Raw genomic sequence first — 16,919 nt, 5'->3', positions numbered from 1 at the left:
GACTTGACGATTTATTGGCGCATAATACGTCATGCACCGTAGTAAAAGCGTGTAGAAGATTAAGGAGCCCTGTTTGCAGGTCTGGACAGTAGCCAATCAAAAGGGTGGAGTAGGAAAAACCACCACTTCAGTATCCTTGGCCGGTTTGGCTGCGGAGGCTGGCCTGCGCGTGTTGCTGGTGGATTTGGATCCCCATGGTTCATTAAGCTGTTACTTCCGCCAAAATCCAGACACTCTGAGTATTGGCAGTTTTAATTTGTTTCAGGAACGTAAGCAGTTAAGCCGTGATCTGGTGATGAAGCAGGTGGTTAACACGGCGTTTCAGAATATTTCCCTGATTCCTTCTTCCACCGCTCTGGCAACCCTGGAGCGCCAGGCCATTGGCCAGGATGGTATGGGCTTGGTGGTCTCTCGTTCCCTGGCCTTGGTTGCTGACGATTTTGATTTGGTCATTATTGATAGCCCGCCGTTATTGGGGGTTTTGATGATCAACGCACTGGCGGCCTGCCGGCTGTTGGTGGCACCGGTGCAGACCGAATATCTGGCTCTTAAAGGGCTGGAGCGTATGGTGCATACGTTGGAGATGATGGGGCGTTCGCGCAAGAAGCCACTGGATTATGTGGTGGTGCCCACCATGTTTGACCGCCGAACTCAGGCTTCTACCAGTAGCCTTAGGGTTATTCGGAACGGTTATCGCGATAAAGTGTGGCCAGGAAAGATTCCCGTGGACACAAAATTGCGTGATGCCAGTAAGGCTGGTGTGCCACCGCATTTATTTCAGCCTGATAGCCGAAGTGTTGAGGCATATCGCTCCCTTTATAAGTGGTTATCCCAGGAATTCGCTCAAGATGAAGTTCCTGCTGAAGTGCCCTCTGTCGCCAAAAGCGGGGGGCGCTGATGGATACGCCACAGGAATCCCTGCAGAACTATTTTGATGACTTGTTGGGAGAGCCGGCTGCGGAGGCGCGGCCGGTTGAGCCCGTTGTGTCAGAGGCTCCGCCTGTCATTGCAAAAGCCAGTCCGAAAGCCCCGGAAACGAAGCCATTTGCAGAATCTCATGCTGATCAGTTGCAGCAGGAGCATCGCGCCAAACTGAAGAAACTACTGGAAACCGCCAGATTGCATGCTGTCCAGGCTGAGCCTGAGGTGGAGGTTGTTCAGGAGGTTAAGCAGGAAATCACTCAGCAGGTGGTTACCGAAGCACCAGTTGCCGAGCCAGAGGTTAAAACCGAGCAGGTTATTGAGGTTGAGGCGGAGGTAGAGGTTGACGCTGCGGTTGAGGAGCCGGAAGTTGACCTGCAAACGCTGAATCAGCCTGCCGAACTGCAAAGCCTGGAGTGGGAGGCCAATGGCCGCCCCAGTTGGGCACAGGAACGCTTTGATGTCCTGCTGTTTGATGTGGCTGGCCTGACCTTGGCGGTCCCCTTGATTGCTCTTGGGCAGATTCAGCCGTTGACCGATGAGTTGACCCCTTTATTTGGCCAGGCGGACTGGTTTATGGGTCTACAACCAACCCCAGTGGGCAAGATTCGCACAGTAAATACGGCTAAATTTGTTATGCCGGAACGCTACGACGAGAGCTTCCTGGATTCTGCCAAGTACGTGGTTTCCATCAGTGGCTTACCCTGGGGTTTGGCCGTTGATAAGGTCGATCAGCCCATCACCCTTGATCCTGACGATGTAAAATGGCGTGGTGAGCGCAGTAAGCGGGCCTGGCTGGCTGGAACGGTGAAGGCGCATATGTGTGCCCTGATCGACATCCCTATGATGGGTCAGATGTTGCAATCCCAGGATGCCAACGCTTAGTGGCCTATACACAATAAATGACATAAAAAGCTAAACTTTTCAGAAACCCGGACGATAGGCTGGCATAGAAGCTGCTATTAACTATAGTAAGGATGTAGTTTCGTTTGTTTTTTGACGCCGGTTTAATGAAGGAAGTGGATAAATATGACAACCAGCTCTGCAAAAAGTAAGACCAGCGAAGATCCGATACTGCAGTGGGTCACCTTCAAGCTGGCGGGTGAAACCTACGGTATTAACGTGATGCAGGTCCAAGAAGTCCTGCGCTACTCCGAAATTGCCCCGGTTCCCGGTGCGCCCCCCTACGTATTGGGCATTATCAATCTGCGCGGTAATGTAGTTACCGTTATTGATACCCGTCATCGCTTTGGCCTGGAGCCAGGTGATGTCACTGACAATACCCGTATCGTCATAATCGAAGCGGATAATCATGTGGTGGGTATGTTGGTTGATAGTGTGGCTGAAGTGGTATATCTGCGCCAGTCAGAGATCGAGACAGCACCGAACGTGGGTAACGAAGAGAGCGCCAAGTTTATTCAGGGCGTCTGCCACAAAAACAATGAGCTGTTGATCTTAATTGAGCTCGACAAGCTGCTGACAGATGAAGAGTGGGCTGATCTGGAGAATATGTAAGCCAGTTTGCATATTTATGCGATCAGTACGCGAGGAGATGTGATTGATGAATACTGAACAATGGTTTGATATCGCTTTACTGGGTAGCGTCGTTGTTAGCTGGGCTGCGGTGATATTATCGCTGTTCTGTATTCGTCGTCAGCGTCAGCAGGCGGAGCTAACCCGTAAGCTTTATGATCGCTTGGATCATGACTTACAGTTAACCAATAGTGGCTCAATTGGCATGGGAAAACGCCTGGTGGCGATGGAAAAAGTTTTGCATCAACATGCCAAGCAAAAAGCGGACGCTGCTGAGGCACCTGTACAGCAAGTGCAGTCTGTTCCTTCAGCTGTAACTCCTGTGCACAGTGCCTACAATGATGCGGCACGCTTGTTTGATTCTGGAGTGCAATCTGAAGAGGTTGCCCGTCGCTGTGGTTTATCTCGTGCTGAAGCATCGCTGATGCAGCTGATGCACAAGCAGGTTAATCAGCAGGTCTCAGTTGCCTAGATTTTCGTCAAATTTCTGAACGGTTATGGAGATCGGTTTGATGGGGCGCAGGGTAGTGTTTCTGGCGGTAATATTTGCCGGATTGTTTTTCATGAATTCCTGTGCGTTACTTGATCACCGAAATACCGTCACCTATGGCCACAATAGCAAGCCAATTCCTGAGCAGGTTTTCAACAGTATTCGGGTTAATAAAACAACACGTGATTGGGTGTTGGAGAATATTGGAGAGCCTGATCAAATCAGTCGTGGTAGCAACACTTCAGAAATTTTTACCTATCGTTTTGAAGAGCATCACACCAAACGCACGCGAGTATTTCTTCTTTTTTCTTTTAAGAAAAATGTCATAAAGGAAAAGCATGTGTTTGTGCACTTCGTTGGCGGTGTTGTGCATAAATACTGGCGCGATTACGAATTGCCTGCCTTACCTGTTGATCAGTTTGAGGTGGAGCACCAGTCCGTAGAAAAACAATCGCAAACGCCGTCCTGGTCTGAGCCTTTAGATCCTTTGTCTGAGGATGTAGAGCGCTATTAGTTGTCTAGCCCTAATAGCTTTATAAGTTTACGCTTATTTCCTTTGTATTCTTGTTTCTGTTTCTGCTTTTTTTCGTCTCATAGCTTCTGTTCTAGATAGTCCCGGCCTTTAGTCCCTTTTCGACTAACTGGGCCTTTATTCCCTACCTATACTTTTTAACAAGAACAATTTTTAGGCCAATAGGGAAAATACCGGGGTTGTAGCCGCTTAGGGGAAGGTGGTGTGCTAGCCAGGAGGCTATCTTGATGTTAAGCAGTCATTTGTTTGTTGTTAAGTTGCTTGCGATGCCAGGGAGTGTGTGGCGAGTAATTGTAGCTTTTGTAGCGTTGTTGTTTTCTGTTGTAAGTGTGGCCGATTACGCTCCAATGGGAATATCGGGCGTAAGAACGGTTAATGTTTATCAGGCGAAAGCTCTTTATGATGCGGGTGCAGTCTTTGTCGATGTACGAAGTGATGAAGAATGGTCAATGGGGCACATAAGTGGTGCCTTGCATTTGGATTTCCAGCGTGACTTCGACAAGCTCTATCAGTCCAGGGGCATCAGTCATACAACCCCGTTAGTGATTTACTGCAGTAGTGCAGAGTGCATGCGTAGCGCTTATGCCAGTGCGGTGAGTGTGTATTGGGGGTTTTCGAATGTTTATTACTTCCGCAGCGGTTTTTTTGCCTGGATGCTGGAAGACTTCCCTGTCGTTATGCCGATGACGGCGATGTATCTACAAAATCCTCAAGTAAGCAGTCGTTAAGAACTCTCAGCTCTTTGGGTTTAAAAGCTAAACTGCTTTCCGCTTATGCCTTTGCTGTCTGGGCCTAACAGGTACAGATACAAAGGCATTAATTCTTCTGCGCTTTTCACATCAGCAGGGTTTTCCGCTGGGTAGGCTGCAGCACGCATTTGCGTGCGAGTCGCACCTGGGTTGATGCTGTTGACACCCACAGGTACAACGTCTTCCAGTTCCTGGGCGAGAGTTTGCATCAGGTTTTCCTGTGCAGCTTTGGATGCAGCATAGGCACCCCAGTACGCACGCCCTTGATAGCCAACAGAAGAGCCGGTAAACAGAATGCGTGCGTCAGAGGATTTTTCCAGCAGTGGCAACAGGGCTTTGGTTATCATAAAGGGGGCGTTTACGTTAACCTGCATTACGCGTTGCCAAGTGTCTGCTGCATAGTTGGCAATGGGGGTTCGCTCGCCTAAATCACCGGCGTTGTGTAATAAGCCGTCGAGGCGACCAAATTCGTCAAAGAAGGCCTGGCACATATCCTCATAATCTTTTTCGCAGGCGCCTTCCAGATTGATTGGGAAGATGGCTGGCTGCGGGTGGCCGGCTTGTTCAATCTCATCGTAAACCATTTCCAGTTTTTGAATGGTGCGGCCAAGCAGAATAACAGTGGCACCGTAGGCGGCAAACGTTTTTGCGGCTATGCGGCCAATGCCATCACCGGCGCCGGTAATGGCGATAACTCGGCCTTGTAGTGTGTCGCCAGCGGGGCGGTAATTTTCAGGCATAGAGGCTTTTACGTCAGACATAGAATTTCATTTCTCGCGGTAACTGTAGCTTCTACATGTGAGCTACTTACAAATAGGTTTTAATGATTGGCCAGAGTTCGTTGGCGCAATCAACGATATGATCGGCTTGCCAGTGATCTGGATTGTCGTTCTCTTCAATATAGCCGTAGCGAGCGGTGATGGTAATGGCGCCGGCGCGGCGGCCACACTCAATGTCTCGCTGATGATCACCGATATAGATCATTTCCGTGGGGGAGCAGTTTAGTTGCTTTCCGGCGAGCAGTAATGATTCTGGGTGTGGTTTACGTTCCTGCACATGATCTGGACAAATTACACTGGCGGGTGAAAGTTGTAGCTGTTGCAGTAGTGGCGTTGTGTAAACTTCAGGTTTGTTGGTGGCAATACCCCAGTGCAGCTTGTGCTTGGTCAGTTGCTCCAGTAAAAGTTCTATGCCGTTAAACGGTTTGCTGTAAACGGCCAGGTGATCGCTATAAAGCTCAAGCAGGCGTAACCGTAGACGTTCAAATTCTGAATCGGATTCTTCCAGCTTAAAGCCGAGCTTTACCAGTGCTTTTGCGCCGCTGGAAACTGTGTCCCGGATAGGTTGCTCTGGAAGAGGGCGGCGACCCTCTTCTTCAAGTAATCGATTTAATACAACAATAAAGTCCGGTGCTGTATCAATCAAGGTGCCATCAAGGTCAAATAGAACTGCTTTTACTGCCATTACTTAAGAGGCTCTTGTTTCTAGGTTAGCGTTTTTTACAGTGCACCATATAGTTAACGTCGACATCCCGATCATTGAGCTTATAGCTCTTGAAGAGTGGGTTGTAGGTTAGGCCAGTCATATGTTCCAGTGATAGATCTGCTTGGCGAATCCAGGCCGCCAGCTCGGAGGGGCGGATAAATTTGCTGTATTCGTGAGTGCCCTTGGGTAGCATTTTCAGTAAATACTCAGCGCCAACGATCGAGAACATATAAGACTTGGGGTTGCGGTTAATAGTGGAAAAATAAATATCACCACCAGGTTTGCATAAATCGGCACAGGCTTTAATGACTGAGCTTGGGTCGGGAACATGCTCCAGCATTTCCAGGCAGGTCACCACATCGTATTGGCCGGCTTCTTCTTGAGCCAGCTCTTCGGCGGTTGTGCGGCGATAGTCGACGCTGACGCCAGATTCGAGGCTGTGCAGCTTGGCTACATTCAGCGGTGCTTCACCCATATCGATGCCTGTGACTATGGCGCCGCGCTGCGCGAGGGATTCGGAAAGAATGCCGCCGCCGCAACCAATATCGACAACTTTCTTTTCGGCCACCGGTGAGCGCTGATCAATATAGTTGGCGCGCAGCGGGTTGATATCATGCAGGGGTTTAAATTCACCGCTTTTATCCCACCAGCGACTGGCCATGGCTTCAAACTTTGCAATCTCTGCGCTGTCAACGTTGCTCATATCGTTTTCCGTATACGTCTTAAACTTAAAAATATGTTATTGCGATTGGGTTAATGTGATTGACCGGCTATTTTTTTCTGCCAGCGCTGGGCTTTGGTGATGATCTCGTGCTCGCTTAGGGTTTGCAGCTGGCGATCATGCATCAGGCACTTACCGTTTACCCAGCTATGGGTGATCCGGTGGCTGCGTTGGGCATACACCAATTGTGATGCCGGATTGTATAGCGGCATGCTTTCCAGTTCATCGAAAGCGATGGCAATTACATCCGCTGCTTTACCGGTTTCCAGGCTGCCGGTTACGTGATCTATTCCCATGGCCTTGGCGCCATTCAGGGTGGTCATGCGAATGGCCTGGTGGGCATTCAAGGCGCTGGCATTACCGCTGACTCCTTTAGCGAGTAGGGCTGCAGTGCGTAGCTCTCCCAGCAGGTCTAGGTCATTGTTGCTGGCGGCGCCGTCGGTGCCGAGGGCGACATTAATGCCGGTCTGCTGGAGTTTATCTACCGGGCAAAAGCCGCTGGCCAGTTTCAGGTTGGATTCCGGGCAGTGCACGATATGGGCGCCGGTGCTTTTCAGCAACTCTAGGTCATCATCGCTGATCTGTGTCATATGCACGCACTGGGTTAGTGGGCTTAGTAGCCCCAGATCAGCCAGGCGTTGGATAGGGCGTTTACCCGTATTTTTTACAGCCTCATCGACTTCAAAAGCGGTTTCGTGCAGGTGAATCTGGATGGGCGCCTGCATTTCCTCGGCAATGGTGGCAATTCGCTGCAATGGCTCATCTGAGACAGTGTAGGGAGCATGAGGGCCAAAACCGATGGTAATCAGTTCGTTGGATCGGTAATCATCGTTTAGCGCCAGGCCTTTGCTCAGGTATTCATCGGGCCCTTGACCCCAGGCGCTGGGGAAATCAAAGACAGGGAAGGTGATTTGGGCCCTGATGCCACTCTCAAAGGCGGCTTTGGCGGCAGCTTCCGGGAAGAAATACATGTCTGAAAAGCAGGTGGTGCCTGAGCGAATCATTTCCGCCAGGGCCAGTTCTGTGCCGTCTTTAACAAATTCTGCATCAACCCATTGGCCTTCAGCGGGCCAAATATGTTCTTCCAGCCAGGTTTGCAGGGGGTGGTCATCGGCAAATCCGCGCAACAGGCTCATGGCTGCATGGCCGTGGGCGTTGATCAGGCCGGGGATGATCAGGTGCTGAGTCAGGTCCAGTTCTTCCGTGGCGCTAAATCGTGATTTAGCTTCTGTGGTGGGAACAATGGCAGCAATACGGCCGTCATTAATTGCCAGGCTGCATTCGCTCAGAACCTGGTTTTCGGGAATGACAGGAATAATCCAGCCTGCATGAATTAATGTGTCGACGGTTTCCATGGCTTGTTGTCTTGTGCCTATAGCTAATTCGGGTGTGTTTTTGGTGTTTATTTGTACTATTTGCGGGGGAATTCATCAGAAATCGTCGCCGCTCTGTTATGACCCCGAGTATACCCTGTGACACTGCCTGTCGGTACACTGTTTTACTGGCATGTTTTAGGGCAATTACGTGCCTATGCTGTTGATTTTATGGTAGTATTCATCGCTTCATGTGCGTGTTGGGCGCGCTTGCTACGGGGGCTATTTACGGCTCATGTGTAGGCAGCATGTTACGCATTCAAGACCAGCACTCCTGGGAGGGATTTTCCACCGGGAGACGTAATGGGGCACTGCCACAAGTAGTGGTGTCTTGGAACATAAGGAAAGCCAAACTATATGGGCGAGTTAGCGAAAGAAATCCTACCCGTTAATATCGAAGACGAGTTAAAGCAGTCCTATCTCGATTACGCCATGAGTGTAATCGTTGGCCGGGCGCTGCCTGATGTACGCGATGGCTTGAAGCCAGTACACCGTCGTGTGTTGTTCGCCATGAACGAGCTGAACAACGATTGGAATAAGCCCTACAAGAAGTCTGCCCGTGTTGTGGGTGACGTAATCGGTAAATATCACCCGCACGGTGATTCTGCTGTTTACGACACCATTGTGCGTATGGCTCAGGACTTCTCGCTGCGTTATATGCTGGTAGATGGTCAAGGTAACTTTGGCTCCATCGATGGTGATGGTGCCGCAGCGATGCGTTATACCGAGATCCGTATGCAGAAGATCGCCCATGATCTGCTGGCGGACCTGGATAAAGAAACCGTAGATTTTGTGCCCAACTACGATGGTACTGAACATATCCCAGAGGTAATGCCAACCCGCGTCCCGAACCTGCTGGTCAATGGTTCTTCCGGTATTGCGGTAGGTATGGCGACCAATATTCCTCCCCATAACCTGAAAGAAGTGATCGATGGCTGCTTGGCGCTTATCGATAATAATGACATTACTATCGATGAGTTGATGGAGCACATCCCGGGCCCGGATTTCCCAACGGGCGGCATTATTAATGGTCGTGCCGGTATTGTGCAGGCTTATCGTACTGGTCGTGGTCGTATCTACGTTCGTGCAAAAGCTGAAATCGAGCGTAACGATAAAGCCAACAAAGAAACCATTATCATCAATGAAATACCTTACCAGCTGAACAAGGCGCGTTTGATTGAAAAGATCGCCGAGTTGGTTAAAGACAAAAAGATTGAAGGTATTTCTGAGCTGCGTGATGAGTCAGATAAAGATGGTCTGCGCGTAGTGATTGAGCTGAAACGCGGCGAGCAGGGCGATGTAGTACTGAATAACCTCTATGCCCAAACTCAGCTGCAAAGCGTATTTGGTATTAACGTAGTTGCATTGGTTGATGGCCAGCCGAAGATTCTTAATCTGAAAGAGCTGCTTGAGTACTTTGTGCGTCACCGCCGTGAAGTGGTAACGCGTCGTACCGTTTATCTGCTACGTAAAGCCCGAGAGCGTGGCCATATCCTGGAAGGTCTGGCGGTTGCCATTGCCAATATCGATCCGGTAATTGAACTGATCAAGGCAAGCCCAACACCGGCTGATGCAAAAGAGGCCTTGATCGCCAAAGGTTGGCCTGTTGGTGATGTTAGCCAGTTCCTGGAGCGTGCTGGTGCTGACGCCTGTCGCCCGGAAGATCTTGGCCCACAATTTGGTTTGGTGGATGGTCAGTACCATCTGTCTCCTGCTCAGGCGCAGGCAATTCTGGAATTACGCTTGCACCGTTTGACTGGCATGGAGCACGATAAGCTACTGGCTGAATATAAAGAGAAGCTGGAGCTAATCGCTGAGTTCTTGGAAATCCTGGGTAACCCTGAGCGCTTGATGCAGGTTATTCGTGAAGAACTGGAAGAGGTCAAAGCCAACTACGGTGATGAGCGTCGTACTGATATTCAAAGCTCTCAGCAAGATCTGACCATCGAAGATCTGATTACCGAAGAAGACCGTGTAGTAACCATTTCTCACGGTGGTTACGCTAAAACTCAGCCGTTGGATGCTTATCAGGCGCAGCGCCGCGGTGGTATGGGTAAAGCGGCAACAGCGGTTAAAGATGAAGACTTTGTTGAACATCTGCTGATTGCCAGCACCCACGATACAATTTTGTGCTTTACCAATGCCGGTAAAGTGTACTGGTTGAAGGTTTATCAGATTCCGGTAGCGGGTCGTCAGTCCCGTGGTCGTCCAATGGTTAATCTGTTGCCGCTGGAAGAGGGTGAGCGTATTACCTCGATTCTGCCGGTGAAAGAATACGATGATGATCACTTTATCTTTATGGCGACTGCCAATGGTACCGTGAAGAAGACCACCCTGACGCAGTTCTCCCGTCCGCGTAGCGTAGGTTTGCGTGCGATTGAACTGGATGAAGGTGATCACCTGGTTGGAACCGCCATTACTGATGGCTCCAATGATGTAATCCTGTTTGCCTCTAACGGTAAAGCGGCACGCTTTAAAGAAAGTGATGTGCGTTCCATGGGTCGTATTTCTCGTGGTGTTCGCGGTATTCGTATGCCGGAAGAGAACAAGGTTATCTCCATGGTAATCCCGCAGGAAGGTGGCAAGGTGCTGACTGTATCCGAAAATGGTTATGGCAAGCGTACCGATGTGGAAGATTTCCCAACCAAAGGCCGTGGTAATCAGGGTGTAATTGGTATGCAAACCACCGAGCGTAACGGCGACATTGTTGGTGCTGTTCAGGTGTTTGATGGTGAAGAAATTATGCTGATTTCTGATCAGGGTACCTTGGTGCGTACGCGTGTCGATGAGGTTTCGGTACTGAGTCGTAATACGCAAGGTGTGCGCCTGATTAAAGTGAAAGGCGATGAGCATATTATCGGTGTCGAGCGTATCGAAGAAACCGGTAATGGTGACGATGAAGAGGCCGCTGTGGCTGACTCTGGAGCTGAGGAATAATGGCTGAAGACAAACCAATGTCTGAAAGCGAGCAGCAGCAATTGTTAAAGCTGCGTGACCGCATTGATGCGATTGATGCCGACATTGGCCGCTTGATTAGTGAGCGTGCCCAATGTGCTCAGGACGTGGCTGAAGTTAAAAAAGCTCACAGTGATGGTGATATAGTTTATTACCGTCCTGAGCGCGAAGCGCAAGTGCTACGTAAGGCCATGGATCGCAATAAAGGACCGTTAGATGACGAAGAAATGGCGCGTCTATTTCGGGAAATTATGTCTGCCTGTCTGGCCTTGGAGCAACCGATTAAAGTTGCTTTCTTGGGGCCTGAGGGCACCTTTACTGAGCAAGCGGCGTTAAAGCATTTCGGGCATTCTGCAGTTTCTATCCCAATGTCTGCCATCGATGAGGTGTTCCGTGAAGTTGAAGCTGGCGCGGCCAATTATGGTGTGGTGCCTGTCGAAAACTCCACGGAAGGTGTGGTAAACCACACGCTGGATAACTTTATGGATTCCGGCTTGAAAATCTGTGGTGAAGTGGAGTTACGTATCCATCAGCACTTGATGGTGTCGGACATTACCAAAACTGAAAATATCACCCGTATTTATTCGCATAGCCAGTCGCTAGCTCAGTGCCGTAAATGGCTGGACGCACATTATCCTAACGCTGAGCGTATTGCGGTAAATAGCAATGCAGAAGCCGCCAAGCGTGTAAAAGGTGAGTGGAACGCAGCGGCTATTGCCGGTGAAATGGCTGCTGATCGTTACGATCTGAAAAAGCTTGCGGAAAAAATTGAAGATCAACCGGATAATTCAACCCGTTTCCTGATTATTGGTACGGAAGAGGTGCCTCCAAGTGGTTGCGATAAATCTTCCGTGGTAATTGCCATGCATAATGAGCCGGGTGCACTGCATAATCTGCTGGAGCCGTTCCATCGTCATAATGTGGATTTGACTCGGGTAGAAACCCGTCCTTCCCGTAGTGGCAATTGGAATTATGTGTTCTTTATCGATTTTGAGGGGCATATCACCGATGACAATATTGCGGCGGCGATGAAAGAGATTGGTGAAAAGGCGTCGGATATTAAAGTGTTGGGCGCTTACCCTAAGGCTGTTCTGTAGTTGGTATGAATGAAAATTGTCGCCGATTTTATACAGGTCGGGGCATAAATTTACTCAAAATAATCCCGATCGCTATCGGGATTATTTTTTTACTCAGAGAGTGTTAATGGCCATAAATAAGTTGGTCATCGTTGGTATAGGTTTGATTGGTGGCAGTTTGGCTGCGGCGCTGAAAAAAGCCGGTGCCTGCAGGGAAGTGATTGGTGTTGCTCGGCGTCAAGTGACCTGTGATGACGCGGTGAAATTAGGTGTTGTAGATCGTGCCTATCTCTCTATTGGTGAGGTGGCAGCTGAACTGGGTGAGGGAGATGTTGTTTTTATCTCCGTGCCAACGCTAACTGTTGAAGCGATTCTAAAGCAGTGTCAGCAGTGTCTGGATTCAGCGGTAACCATTACTGATGGCGCTAGTGTAAAAGGTTCTGTGTTAACGGCTGCAAAAAATGCTTATGGTGAGCTGCCTTCTCAGCTGGTTTTAGGGCATCCCATCGCCGGTTCCGAGAAGAGTGGTGTGACCGCTGCAAATCCGGATTTATACCGCGATCACCGCATTATCATTACGCCAACAGAAGAAACTGGCAGAGATCATCTGCAGCGTGTGACCCAAATGTGGGAGTCAGTCGATGCGGAAGTGTTGGTGATGCCGGTGGCTGAGCACGATGATGTTCTGGCTGCAACCAGCCACTTGCCCCATGCGATTGCCTATTCATTGGTGGATACTTTGGCGCATGATGCGGAAAACGAAAATATTTTCCGTTATGCCGCTGGTGGTTTTCGCGACTTTACTCGCATTGCCTCCAGTGATCCGACCATGTGGCACGATATCATGTTGGCCAATCGCGATAGCGTGCTGAAGTCGCTGGACTTATTTACTGATAATTTAACCCGTATGCGCTCAGCCATTGAAAGTGGTGACAGCGAATACCTGTTGGGTGTCTTTACGCGAGCCAAGGCAGCCCGCGACCACTTTACTAAAATGTTAGCTAAGCAGGCCTATACCGCGCCTGTGCAAGATGGAAAAACCATGCAAGAAAACGAAATTACCTATCGTGTAAGCCCAGGCGGGCAGGTTAACGGTCAGATCCGTGTTCCAGGTGATAAATCCATTTCCCATCGATCCATTATGCTGGGTTCCCTGGCGGAAGGTGTTACCGAAGTAGAAGGTTTCCTTGAGGGTGAGGATGCATTGGCTACTCTACAGGCATTCCGCGATATGGGGGTTGTGATTGAGGGGCCTGATCAGGGGCAGGTACGTATCCACGGTGTTGGCCTAAATGGCTTGCAGGCGCCTCCGGGTCCTTTATATGTAGGTAACTCCGGTACGTCTATGCGTTTGCTGGCAGGTCTGTTGGCGGGTCAGTCTTTTGATACTGAATTGACCGGTGATGAATCCTTATCCAAGCGTCCAATGAATCGTGTGGCTAACCCGTTGCGTGAAATGGGGGCTGAAATTGAGACCGGCGAAAACGGTCGTCCTCCTGTGAAGATTAAAGGTGGTCAGGCGCTGAAAGCGATTGATTACGATATGCCTATGGCCAGTGCCCAGGTCAAATCCTGTGTTCTGTTGGCAGGCATGTATGCTGATGGCGTGACCAAAGTAACTGAGCCTGCTCCAACCCGTGACCATACCGAGCGTATGCTGAATGGCTTTGGCTATGAGGTGAAGCGCGAAGGTGCTATGGCTGAGTTGACCTCTGGCGGCAGCTTAAAGGCGTCTAAAATTGAGGTGCCGGCAGATATTTCATCGGCGACCTTCTTTATGGTGGCGGCAGCGATTGCACCGGGTTCCGATGTCACTTTGACCCACGTAGGCATAAACCCCACACGCGACGGTGTTATTAACATTCTCCGTGCTATGGGTGCTGATATCACTTTAGATAATCAGCGCGAAGTCGGCGGTGAGCCGGTAGCTGATATCCGAATTCGATATGCATCGCTTAAAGGTATTGAGATTCCTGAGGATCAGGTGCCTTTGGCGATTGATGAGTTCCCGGCGCTGTTCGTTGCTGCTTCCTGTGCTGAAGGTGAAACTGTGCTGACCGGTGCCGAAGAACTTCGCGTTAAGGAAAGTGATCGTATCCAGGTAATGGCTGATGGCTTGCAAAAACTGGGTGTTAAGGCTGAGCCAACCCCTGATGGTATTGTGATTCAGGGTAAGGGCAGTGAGGCTGGTGTGTTTGGTGGTGGTGAGGTGGAAAGCCACGGCGATCACCGTATTGCCATGTCCTTCACTATTGCTGCTTTACGTGGCACTGCTGAGATAAAGATTAACAATTGCGCTAATGTTGCTACATCCTTCCCAACCTTCGTCGACCTGGCGACAGGTGCGGGTATCACCCTGAAGGTTGAATCTGCTTAATTTCAAGGCTCCCAAGCTTAGATTCTGGCTTTTCAGCAAGAGTTCATAAGCTTATAAAGAAAGAGTTAGGTGAAAAGGTTCGCCTAACTCCTTCAATTCCTTATAATGGCGCCCCCAAAATATCAGTCTTTGGCGATTTTTAGGCCTTATAACGGCCAATTTGCCAGTTATATGCACATGTAACAGAAGAGATGACTATGTCTAACGACTACAATCTGACCCATCTCAAGCAGCTGGAAGCGGAAAGTATCCATATTATCCGTGAAGTGGCTGCCGAGTTTGATAATCCTGTAATGCTCTACTCAGTGGGTAAAGACTCCGCTGTAATGATGCATTTGGCCATGAAGGCCTTCTACCCGGGTAAGCCTCCTTTCCCGTTGATGCACGTTGATACCACCTGGAAGTTCAAGGAAATGATCCAGTTCCGTGATCAGCGTATCAAGGACTTGGGTTGGGACCTGATTGTACATATCAATCAGGAAGGTGTTGATATGGGCGTGGGGCCTTTTACCCACGGTAGCTCCAAGCACACCGATATCATGAAAACCCAGGCGCTGAAGCAGGCCTTGGACAAGCACGGTTTTGATGCAGCCTTTGGTGGCGCGCGCCGTGACGAAGAAAAATCCCGCGCGAAAGAGCGTGTTTACTCTTTCCGTGACAAGAAGCACCGTTGGGACCCTAAAAACCAGCGTCCAGAGTTGTGGAATATCTACAACGGCAAAGTGGACCAGGGTGAAAGTATTCGTGTCTTCCCTCTGTCTAACTGGACCGAGCTGGACATTTGGCAGTACATCCATCTGGAAGATATCCCAATTGTACCGTTGTACAAGGCAGCCAAACGCCCTGTAGTTGAGCGCGATGGCCTGCTGATTATGGTTGATGATGACCGCATGGAGTTACGCGAAGGCGAGAAGATTGAAGAGAAGATGGTTCGCTTCCGTACCCTGGGTTGCTACCCGTTAACCGGTGCTGTTGAGTCTGAAGCTCAAACCCTGCCGGAAATTATTCAAGAAATGCTGCTGACCACGACTTCCGAGCGTCAGGGCCGTGCAATTGACCACGATAGCGCTGGTTCAATGGAGAAGAAAAAGCAGGAGGGCTACTTCTAATGTCTCATCAGTCCGATTTAATTGCTGAAGATATTCACGCCTATCTTGCCCAGCATGAGCGTAAAGAACTGTTACGTTTTTTGACCTGTGGTAGCGTTGATGACGGTAAGTCGACCCTGATTGGTCGTTTGCTGCACGACTCCAAAATGATCTATGAAGATCAGTTGGCGGCCATTGAAGCTGATACCACCAAGCACGGCACCACCGGTGAAAAACTGGATCTGGCATTGCTGGTAGATGGCTTGGCTGCAGAGCGTGAGCAGGGCATTACCATTGATGTAGCTTACCGCTACTTCTCTACGTCTTCGCGTAAATTTATTATCGCCGACACCCCTGGGCACGAGCAGTACACTCGCAACATGGCCACCGGTGCTTCCACCTGTGACCTGGCAGTTATTTTGATTGACGCTCGCCACGGCGTGATGACGCAAACCCGTCGTCACTCATATATTGCTTCCCTACTGGGTATTAAGCACATTGTGGTTGCGGTGAACAAAATGGACTTGGTCGACTTCGATCAGAAAGTTTATGACAAGATCAAAGCGGATTACATTGAGTTCGCCAAGAGCTTGAATATGACTGACATCCACTTTGTACCTATGTCCGCGCTGGAAGGTGACAACGTTGTAAACAAGAGCGAAAAAACGCCTTGGTACGACGGCGGTACGCTGATGAATATTCTGGAAACCGTAGAGATTGCCGGCGACAAGAATCTGGAAGACTTCCGTCTGCCGGTTCAATACGTCAACCGTCCTAACCTGGATTTCCGTGGTTTCTGTGGCACTGTTGCCTCAGGAATTGTTAACGTTGGTGACGAAGTTAAAGCGTTGCCATCAGGGAAAACCAGCAAGGTTAAATCCATCGTGACTTACGATGGTGACCTGCAAGAAGCCTTTGCTGACCAGGCGGTAACCCTGACGCTGGAAGATGAAATCGATATCTCCCGCGGTGATATGATTGTTAAGGCTGACGATGAAGTTGCTTTAACCAATCACTTAAAGGCTCACCTGGTGTGGATGTCTGAGTCTGCCATGCAGCCTGGCCGTCAGTACCAGTTTAAGTTTGCTAGCAAGATGACCGCTGGTGAGGTGTCTGCTATTGATCATCGTATCGATGTAAATACCCAGGAGCATCACAGTGCTGACAAGCTGGAACTGAACGATATCGGTTTACTGGATATTAGTCTGGAACAGCCTGTTGCGGTTGATCCATACCAGCAAAACCGTGCTTCTGGTGCCTTTATTGTGATCGACCGGCTGACCAATATTACTGTTGGTGCTGGTATGGTTGAAGCTGCACTGGATAGTGTTGAGGTTGCTGGTGGCGATGTTGATGTCAATAAGATCAGTGACTTCGAGCTGGAGCTAAATGCGCTGGTTCGCAAGCATTTCCCGCACTGGGGAGCTGTTGATCTAAAAGAGCTATTAAGTAAGAAGTAATTGCTTGGTGGTTGTGAAAACGGGGCTCAATTGAGCCCCGTTTTTGTTTCTGTGTTCAGTGTCGGTCTCAGTATTTTTTATTAGATAAATCATCCTTTTTTCGGAATTAATTTCGCAGGTTTTACTGATACTCTCCGTTAAGCCTTAAAGGCTTGGTCT

15 protein-coding genes are annotated in these 16,919 nt (G+C 49.6%); 11 read left to right on the top strand and 4 right to left on the bottom strand.

Features of this window, described 5'->3' with window-relative positions:
• Positions 1-73: 73 nt before the first annotated feature.
• The 6 genes from ACGHZ6_RS13670 (at position 74) to ACGHZ6_RS13645 (ending at position 4,204) form a co-directional block, all read left to right on the top strand.
• Positions 74-898 (top strand): ParA family protein, encoded by an 825-nt coding sequence (locus ACGHZ6_RS13670; RefSeq protein ID WP_390614524.1) that lies wholly within the window; start codon positions 74-76, stop codon positions 896-898.
• On the top strand, positions 898-1,806 hold the full coding sequence (locus tag ACGHZ6_RS13665; protein WP_390614521.1) for a chemotaxis protein CheW: 909 nt from the start codon (positions 898-900) through the stop codon (positions 1,804-1,806). The genes ACGHZ6_RS13670 and ACGHZ6_RS13665 overlap by 1 nt, the downstream gene beginning before the upstream one ends.
• 144 nt (positions 1,807-1,950) lie before the next feature.
• Entirely contained in the window at positions 1,951-2,436 is a 486-nt protein-coding gene (locus ACGHZ6_RS13660; protein WP_390614520.1) for a chemotaxis protein CheW, read from the top strand.
• Positions 2,437-2,482: 46 nt separating this feature from the next.
• Positions 2,483-2,926 (top strand): DUF2802 domain-containing protein, encoded by a 444-nt coding sequence (locus tag ACGHZ6_RS13655; protein WP_390614518.1) that lies wholly within the window; start codon positions 2,483-2,485, stop codon positions 2,924-2,926.
• A gap of 91 nt (positions 2,927-3,017) precedes the next feature.
• Complete coding sequence (locus ACGHZ6_RS13650; RefSeq protein ID WP_390614517.1) at positions 3,018-3,458, top strand: hypothetical protein; 441 nt, start codon at positions 3,018-3,020, stop codon at positions 3,456-3,458.
• Positions 3,459-3,703: 245 nt separating this feature from the next.
• Positions 3,704-4,204, top strand: coding sequence for a rhodanese-like domain-containing protein (locus ACGHZ6_RS13645; protein ID WP_390614516.1), 501 nt, complete (start codon positions 3,704-3,706; stop codon positions 4,202-4,204).
• Positions 4,205-4,224: 20 nt separating this feature from the next.
• Here ACGHZ6_RS13645 and ACGHZ6_RS13640 read toward each other — a convergent pair whose 3' ends face one another.
• From ACGHZ6_RS13640 to ACGHZ6_RS13625, 4 genes are read right to left on the bottom strand one after another with little or no spacing between them, the layout of a single operon-like run.
• Positions 4,225-4,986 carry a YciK family oxidoreductase gene (locus tag ACGHZ6_RS13640; protein ID WP_390614515.1) on the bottom strand — a complete coding sequence of 254 codons (762 nt, stop codon included), beginning with the start codon at positions 4,984-4,986 and terminating at the stop codon, positions 4,225-4,227.
• 46 nt (positions 4,987-5,032) lie between these two features.
• Entirely contained in the window at positions 5,033-5,689 is a 657-nt protein-coding gene (locus tag ACGHZ6_RS13635) for an HAD family hydrolase (RefSeq protein WP_390614512.1), read from the bottom strand.
• Between the two features lie 25 nt (positions 5,690-5,714).
• Complete coding sequence (gene ubiG, locus ACGHZ6_RS13630) at positions 5,715-6,413, bottom strand: bifunctional 2-polyprenyl-6-hydroxyphenol methylase/3-demethylubiquinol 3-O-methyltransferase UbiG (protein WP_390614511.1); 699 nt, start codon at positions 6,411-6,413, stop codon at positions 5,715-5,717.
• Positions 6,414-6,463: 50 nt separating this feature from the next.
• On the bottom strand, positions 6,464-7,786 hold the full coding sequence (locus tag ACGHZ6_RS13625; protein ID WP_390614510.1) for a TRZ/ATZ family hydrolase: 1,323 nt from the start codon (positions 7,784-7,786) through the stop codon (positions 6,464-6,466).
• A 375-nt stretch (positions 7,787-8,161) separates the two neighbouring features.
• Here ACGHZ6_RS13625 and gyrA point away from each other — a divergent pair, with 375 nt between their 5' ends.
• From gyrA to cysN, 5 genes are all read left to right on the top strand, one after another.
• Positions 8,162-10,741: a DNA gyrase subunit A gene (gene gyrA / locus ACGHZ6_RS13620; RefSeq protein ID WP_390614509.1), complete on the top strand. Its 2,580-nt coding sequence runs from the start codon at positions 8,162-8,164 to the stop codon at positions 10,739-10,741.
• Complete coding sequence (pheA, locus tag ACGHZ6_RS13615) at positions 10,741-11,856, top strand: prephenate dehydratase (protein WP_390614508.1); 1,116 nt, start codon at positions 10,741-10,743, stop codon at positions 11,854-11,856. The genes gyrA and pheA overlap by 1 nt, the downstream gene beginning before the upstream one ends.
• A 106-nt stretch (positions 11,857-11,962) precedes the next feature.
• Positions 11,963-14,212: a bifunctional prephenate dehydrogenase/3-phosphoshikimate 1-carboxyvinyltransferase gene (locus tag ACGHZ6_RS13610; RefSeq protein WP_390614507.1), complete on the top strand. Its 2,250-nt coding sequence runs from the start codon at positions 11,963-11,965 to the stop codon at positions 14,210-14,212.
• A gap of 197 nt (positions 14,213-14,409) precedes the next feature.
• Positions 14,410-15,321, top strand: coding sequence for a sulfate adenylyltransferase subunit CysD (gene cysD / locus ACGHZ6_RS13605; RefSeq protein ID WP_390614506.1), 912 nt, complete (start codon positions 14,410-14,412; stop codon positions 15,319-15,321).
• On the top strand, positions 15,321-16,760 hold the full coding sequence (cysN, locus tag ACGHZ6_RS13600; RefSeq protein ID WP_390614505.1) for a sulfate adenylyltransferase subunit CysN: 1,440 nt from the start codon (positions 15,321-15,323) through the stop codon (positions 16,758-16,760). The genes cysD and cysN overlap by 1 nt, the downstream gene beginning before the upstream one ends.
• The last annotated feature ends 159 nt before the right edge of the window (positions 16,761-16,919 follow it).

Origin of the sequence: Maricurvus nonylphenolicus, from assembly GCF_042854845.1 — a bacterium.
In the GTDB taxonomy this organism is placed as follows: Bacteria; Pseudomonadota; Gammaproteobacteria; order Pseudomonadales; family Cellvibrionaceae; genus Maricurvus; species Maricurvus nonylphenolicus.
Note: the sequence above shows the minus strand (reverse complement) of the source record. Positions and strands in the feature narration are given on the sequence as shown.

Excerpts from the sequence above, each read along its gene's own strand:
- ACGHZ6_RS13655 (WP_390614518.1), top strand. The coding sequence starts at position 2,483 with ATGAATACTGAACAATGGTTTGATATCGCTTTACTGGGTAGCGTCGTT.
- cysD (WP_390614506.1), top strand. The coding sequence starts at position 14,410 with ATGTCTAACGACTACAATCTGACCCATCTCAAGCAGCTGGAAGCGGAA.
- ubiG (WP_390614511.1), bottom strand. The coding sequence starts at position 6,413 with ATGAGCAACGTTGACAGCGCAGAGATTGCAAAGTTTGAAGCCATGGCC.
- ACGHZ6_RS13625 (WP_390614510.1), bottom strand. The coding sequence starts at position 7,786 with ATGGAAACCGTCGACACATTAATTCATGCAGGCTGGATTATTCCTGTC.
- ACGHZ6_RS13650 (WP_390614517.1), top strand. The coding sequence starts at position 3,018 with ATGAATTCCTGTGCGTTACTTGATCACCGAAATACCGTCACCTATGGC.
- ACGHZ6_RS13645 (WP_390614516.1), top strand. The coding sequence starts at position 3,704 with ATGTTAAGCAGTCATTTGTTTGTTGTTAAGTTGCTTGCGATGCCAGGG.
- pheA (WP_390614508.1), top strand. The coding sequence starts at position 10,741 with ATGGCTGAAGACAAACCAATGTCTGAAAGCGAGCAGCAGCAATTGTTA.
- ACGHZ6_RS13640 (WP_390614515.1), bottom strand. The coding sequence starts at position 4,986 with ATGTCTGACGTAAAAGCCTCTATGCCTGAAAATTACCGCCCCGCTGGC.
- ACGHZ6_RS13660 (WP_390614520.1), top strand. The coding sequence starts at position 1,951 with ATGACAACCAGCTCTGCAAAAAGTAAGACCAGCGAAGATCCGATACTG.
- ACGHZ6_RS13610 (WP_390614507.1), top strand. The coding sequence starts at position 11,963 with ATGGCCATAAATAAGTTGGTCATCGTTGGTATAGGTTTGATTGGTGGC.
- cysN (WP_390614505.1), top strand. The coding sequence starts at position 15,321 with ATGTCTCATCAGTCCGATTTAATTGCTGAAGATATTCACGCCTATCTT.
- ACGHZ6_RS13665 (WP_390614521.1), top strand. The coding sequence starts at position 898 with ATGGATACGCCACAGGAATCCCTGCAGAACTATTTTGATGACTTGTTG.
- gyrA (WP_390614509.1), top strand. The coding sequence starts at position 8,162 with ATGGGCGAGTTAGCGAAAGAAATCCTACCCGTTAATATCGAAGACGAG.
- ACGHZ6_RS13635 (WP_390614512.1), bottom strand. The coding sequence starts at position 5,689 with ATGGCAGTAAAAGCAGTTCTATTTGACCTTGATGGCACCTTGATTGAT.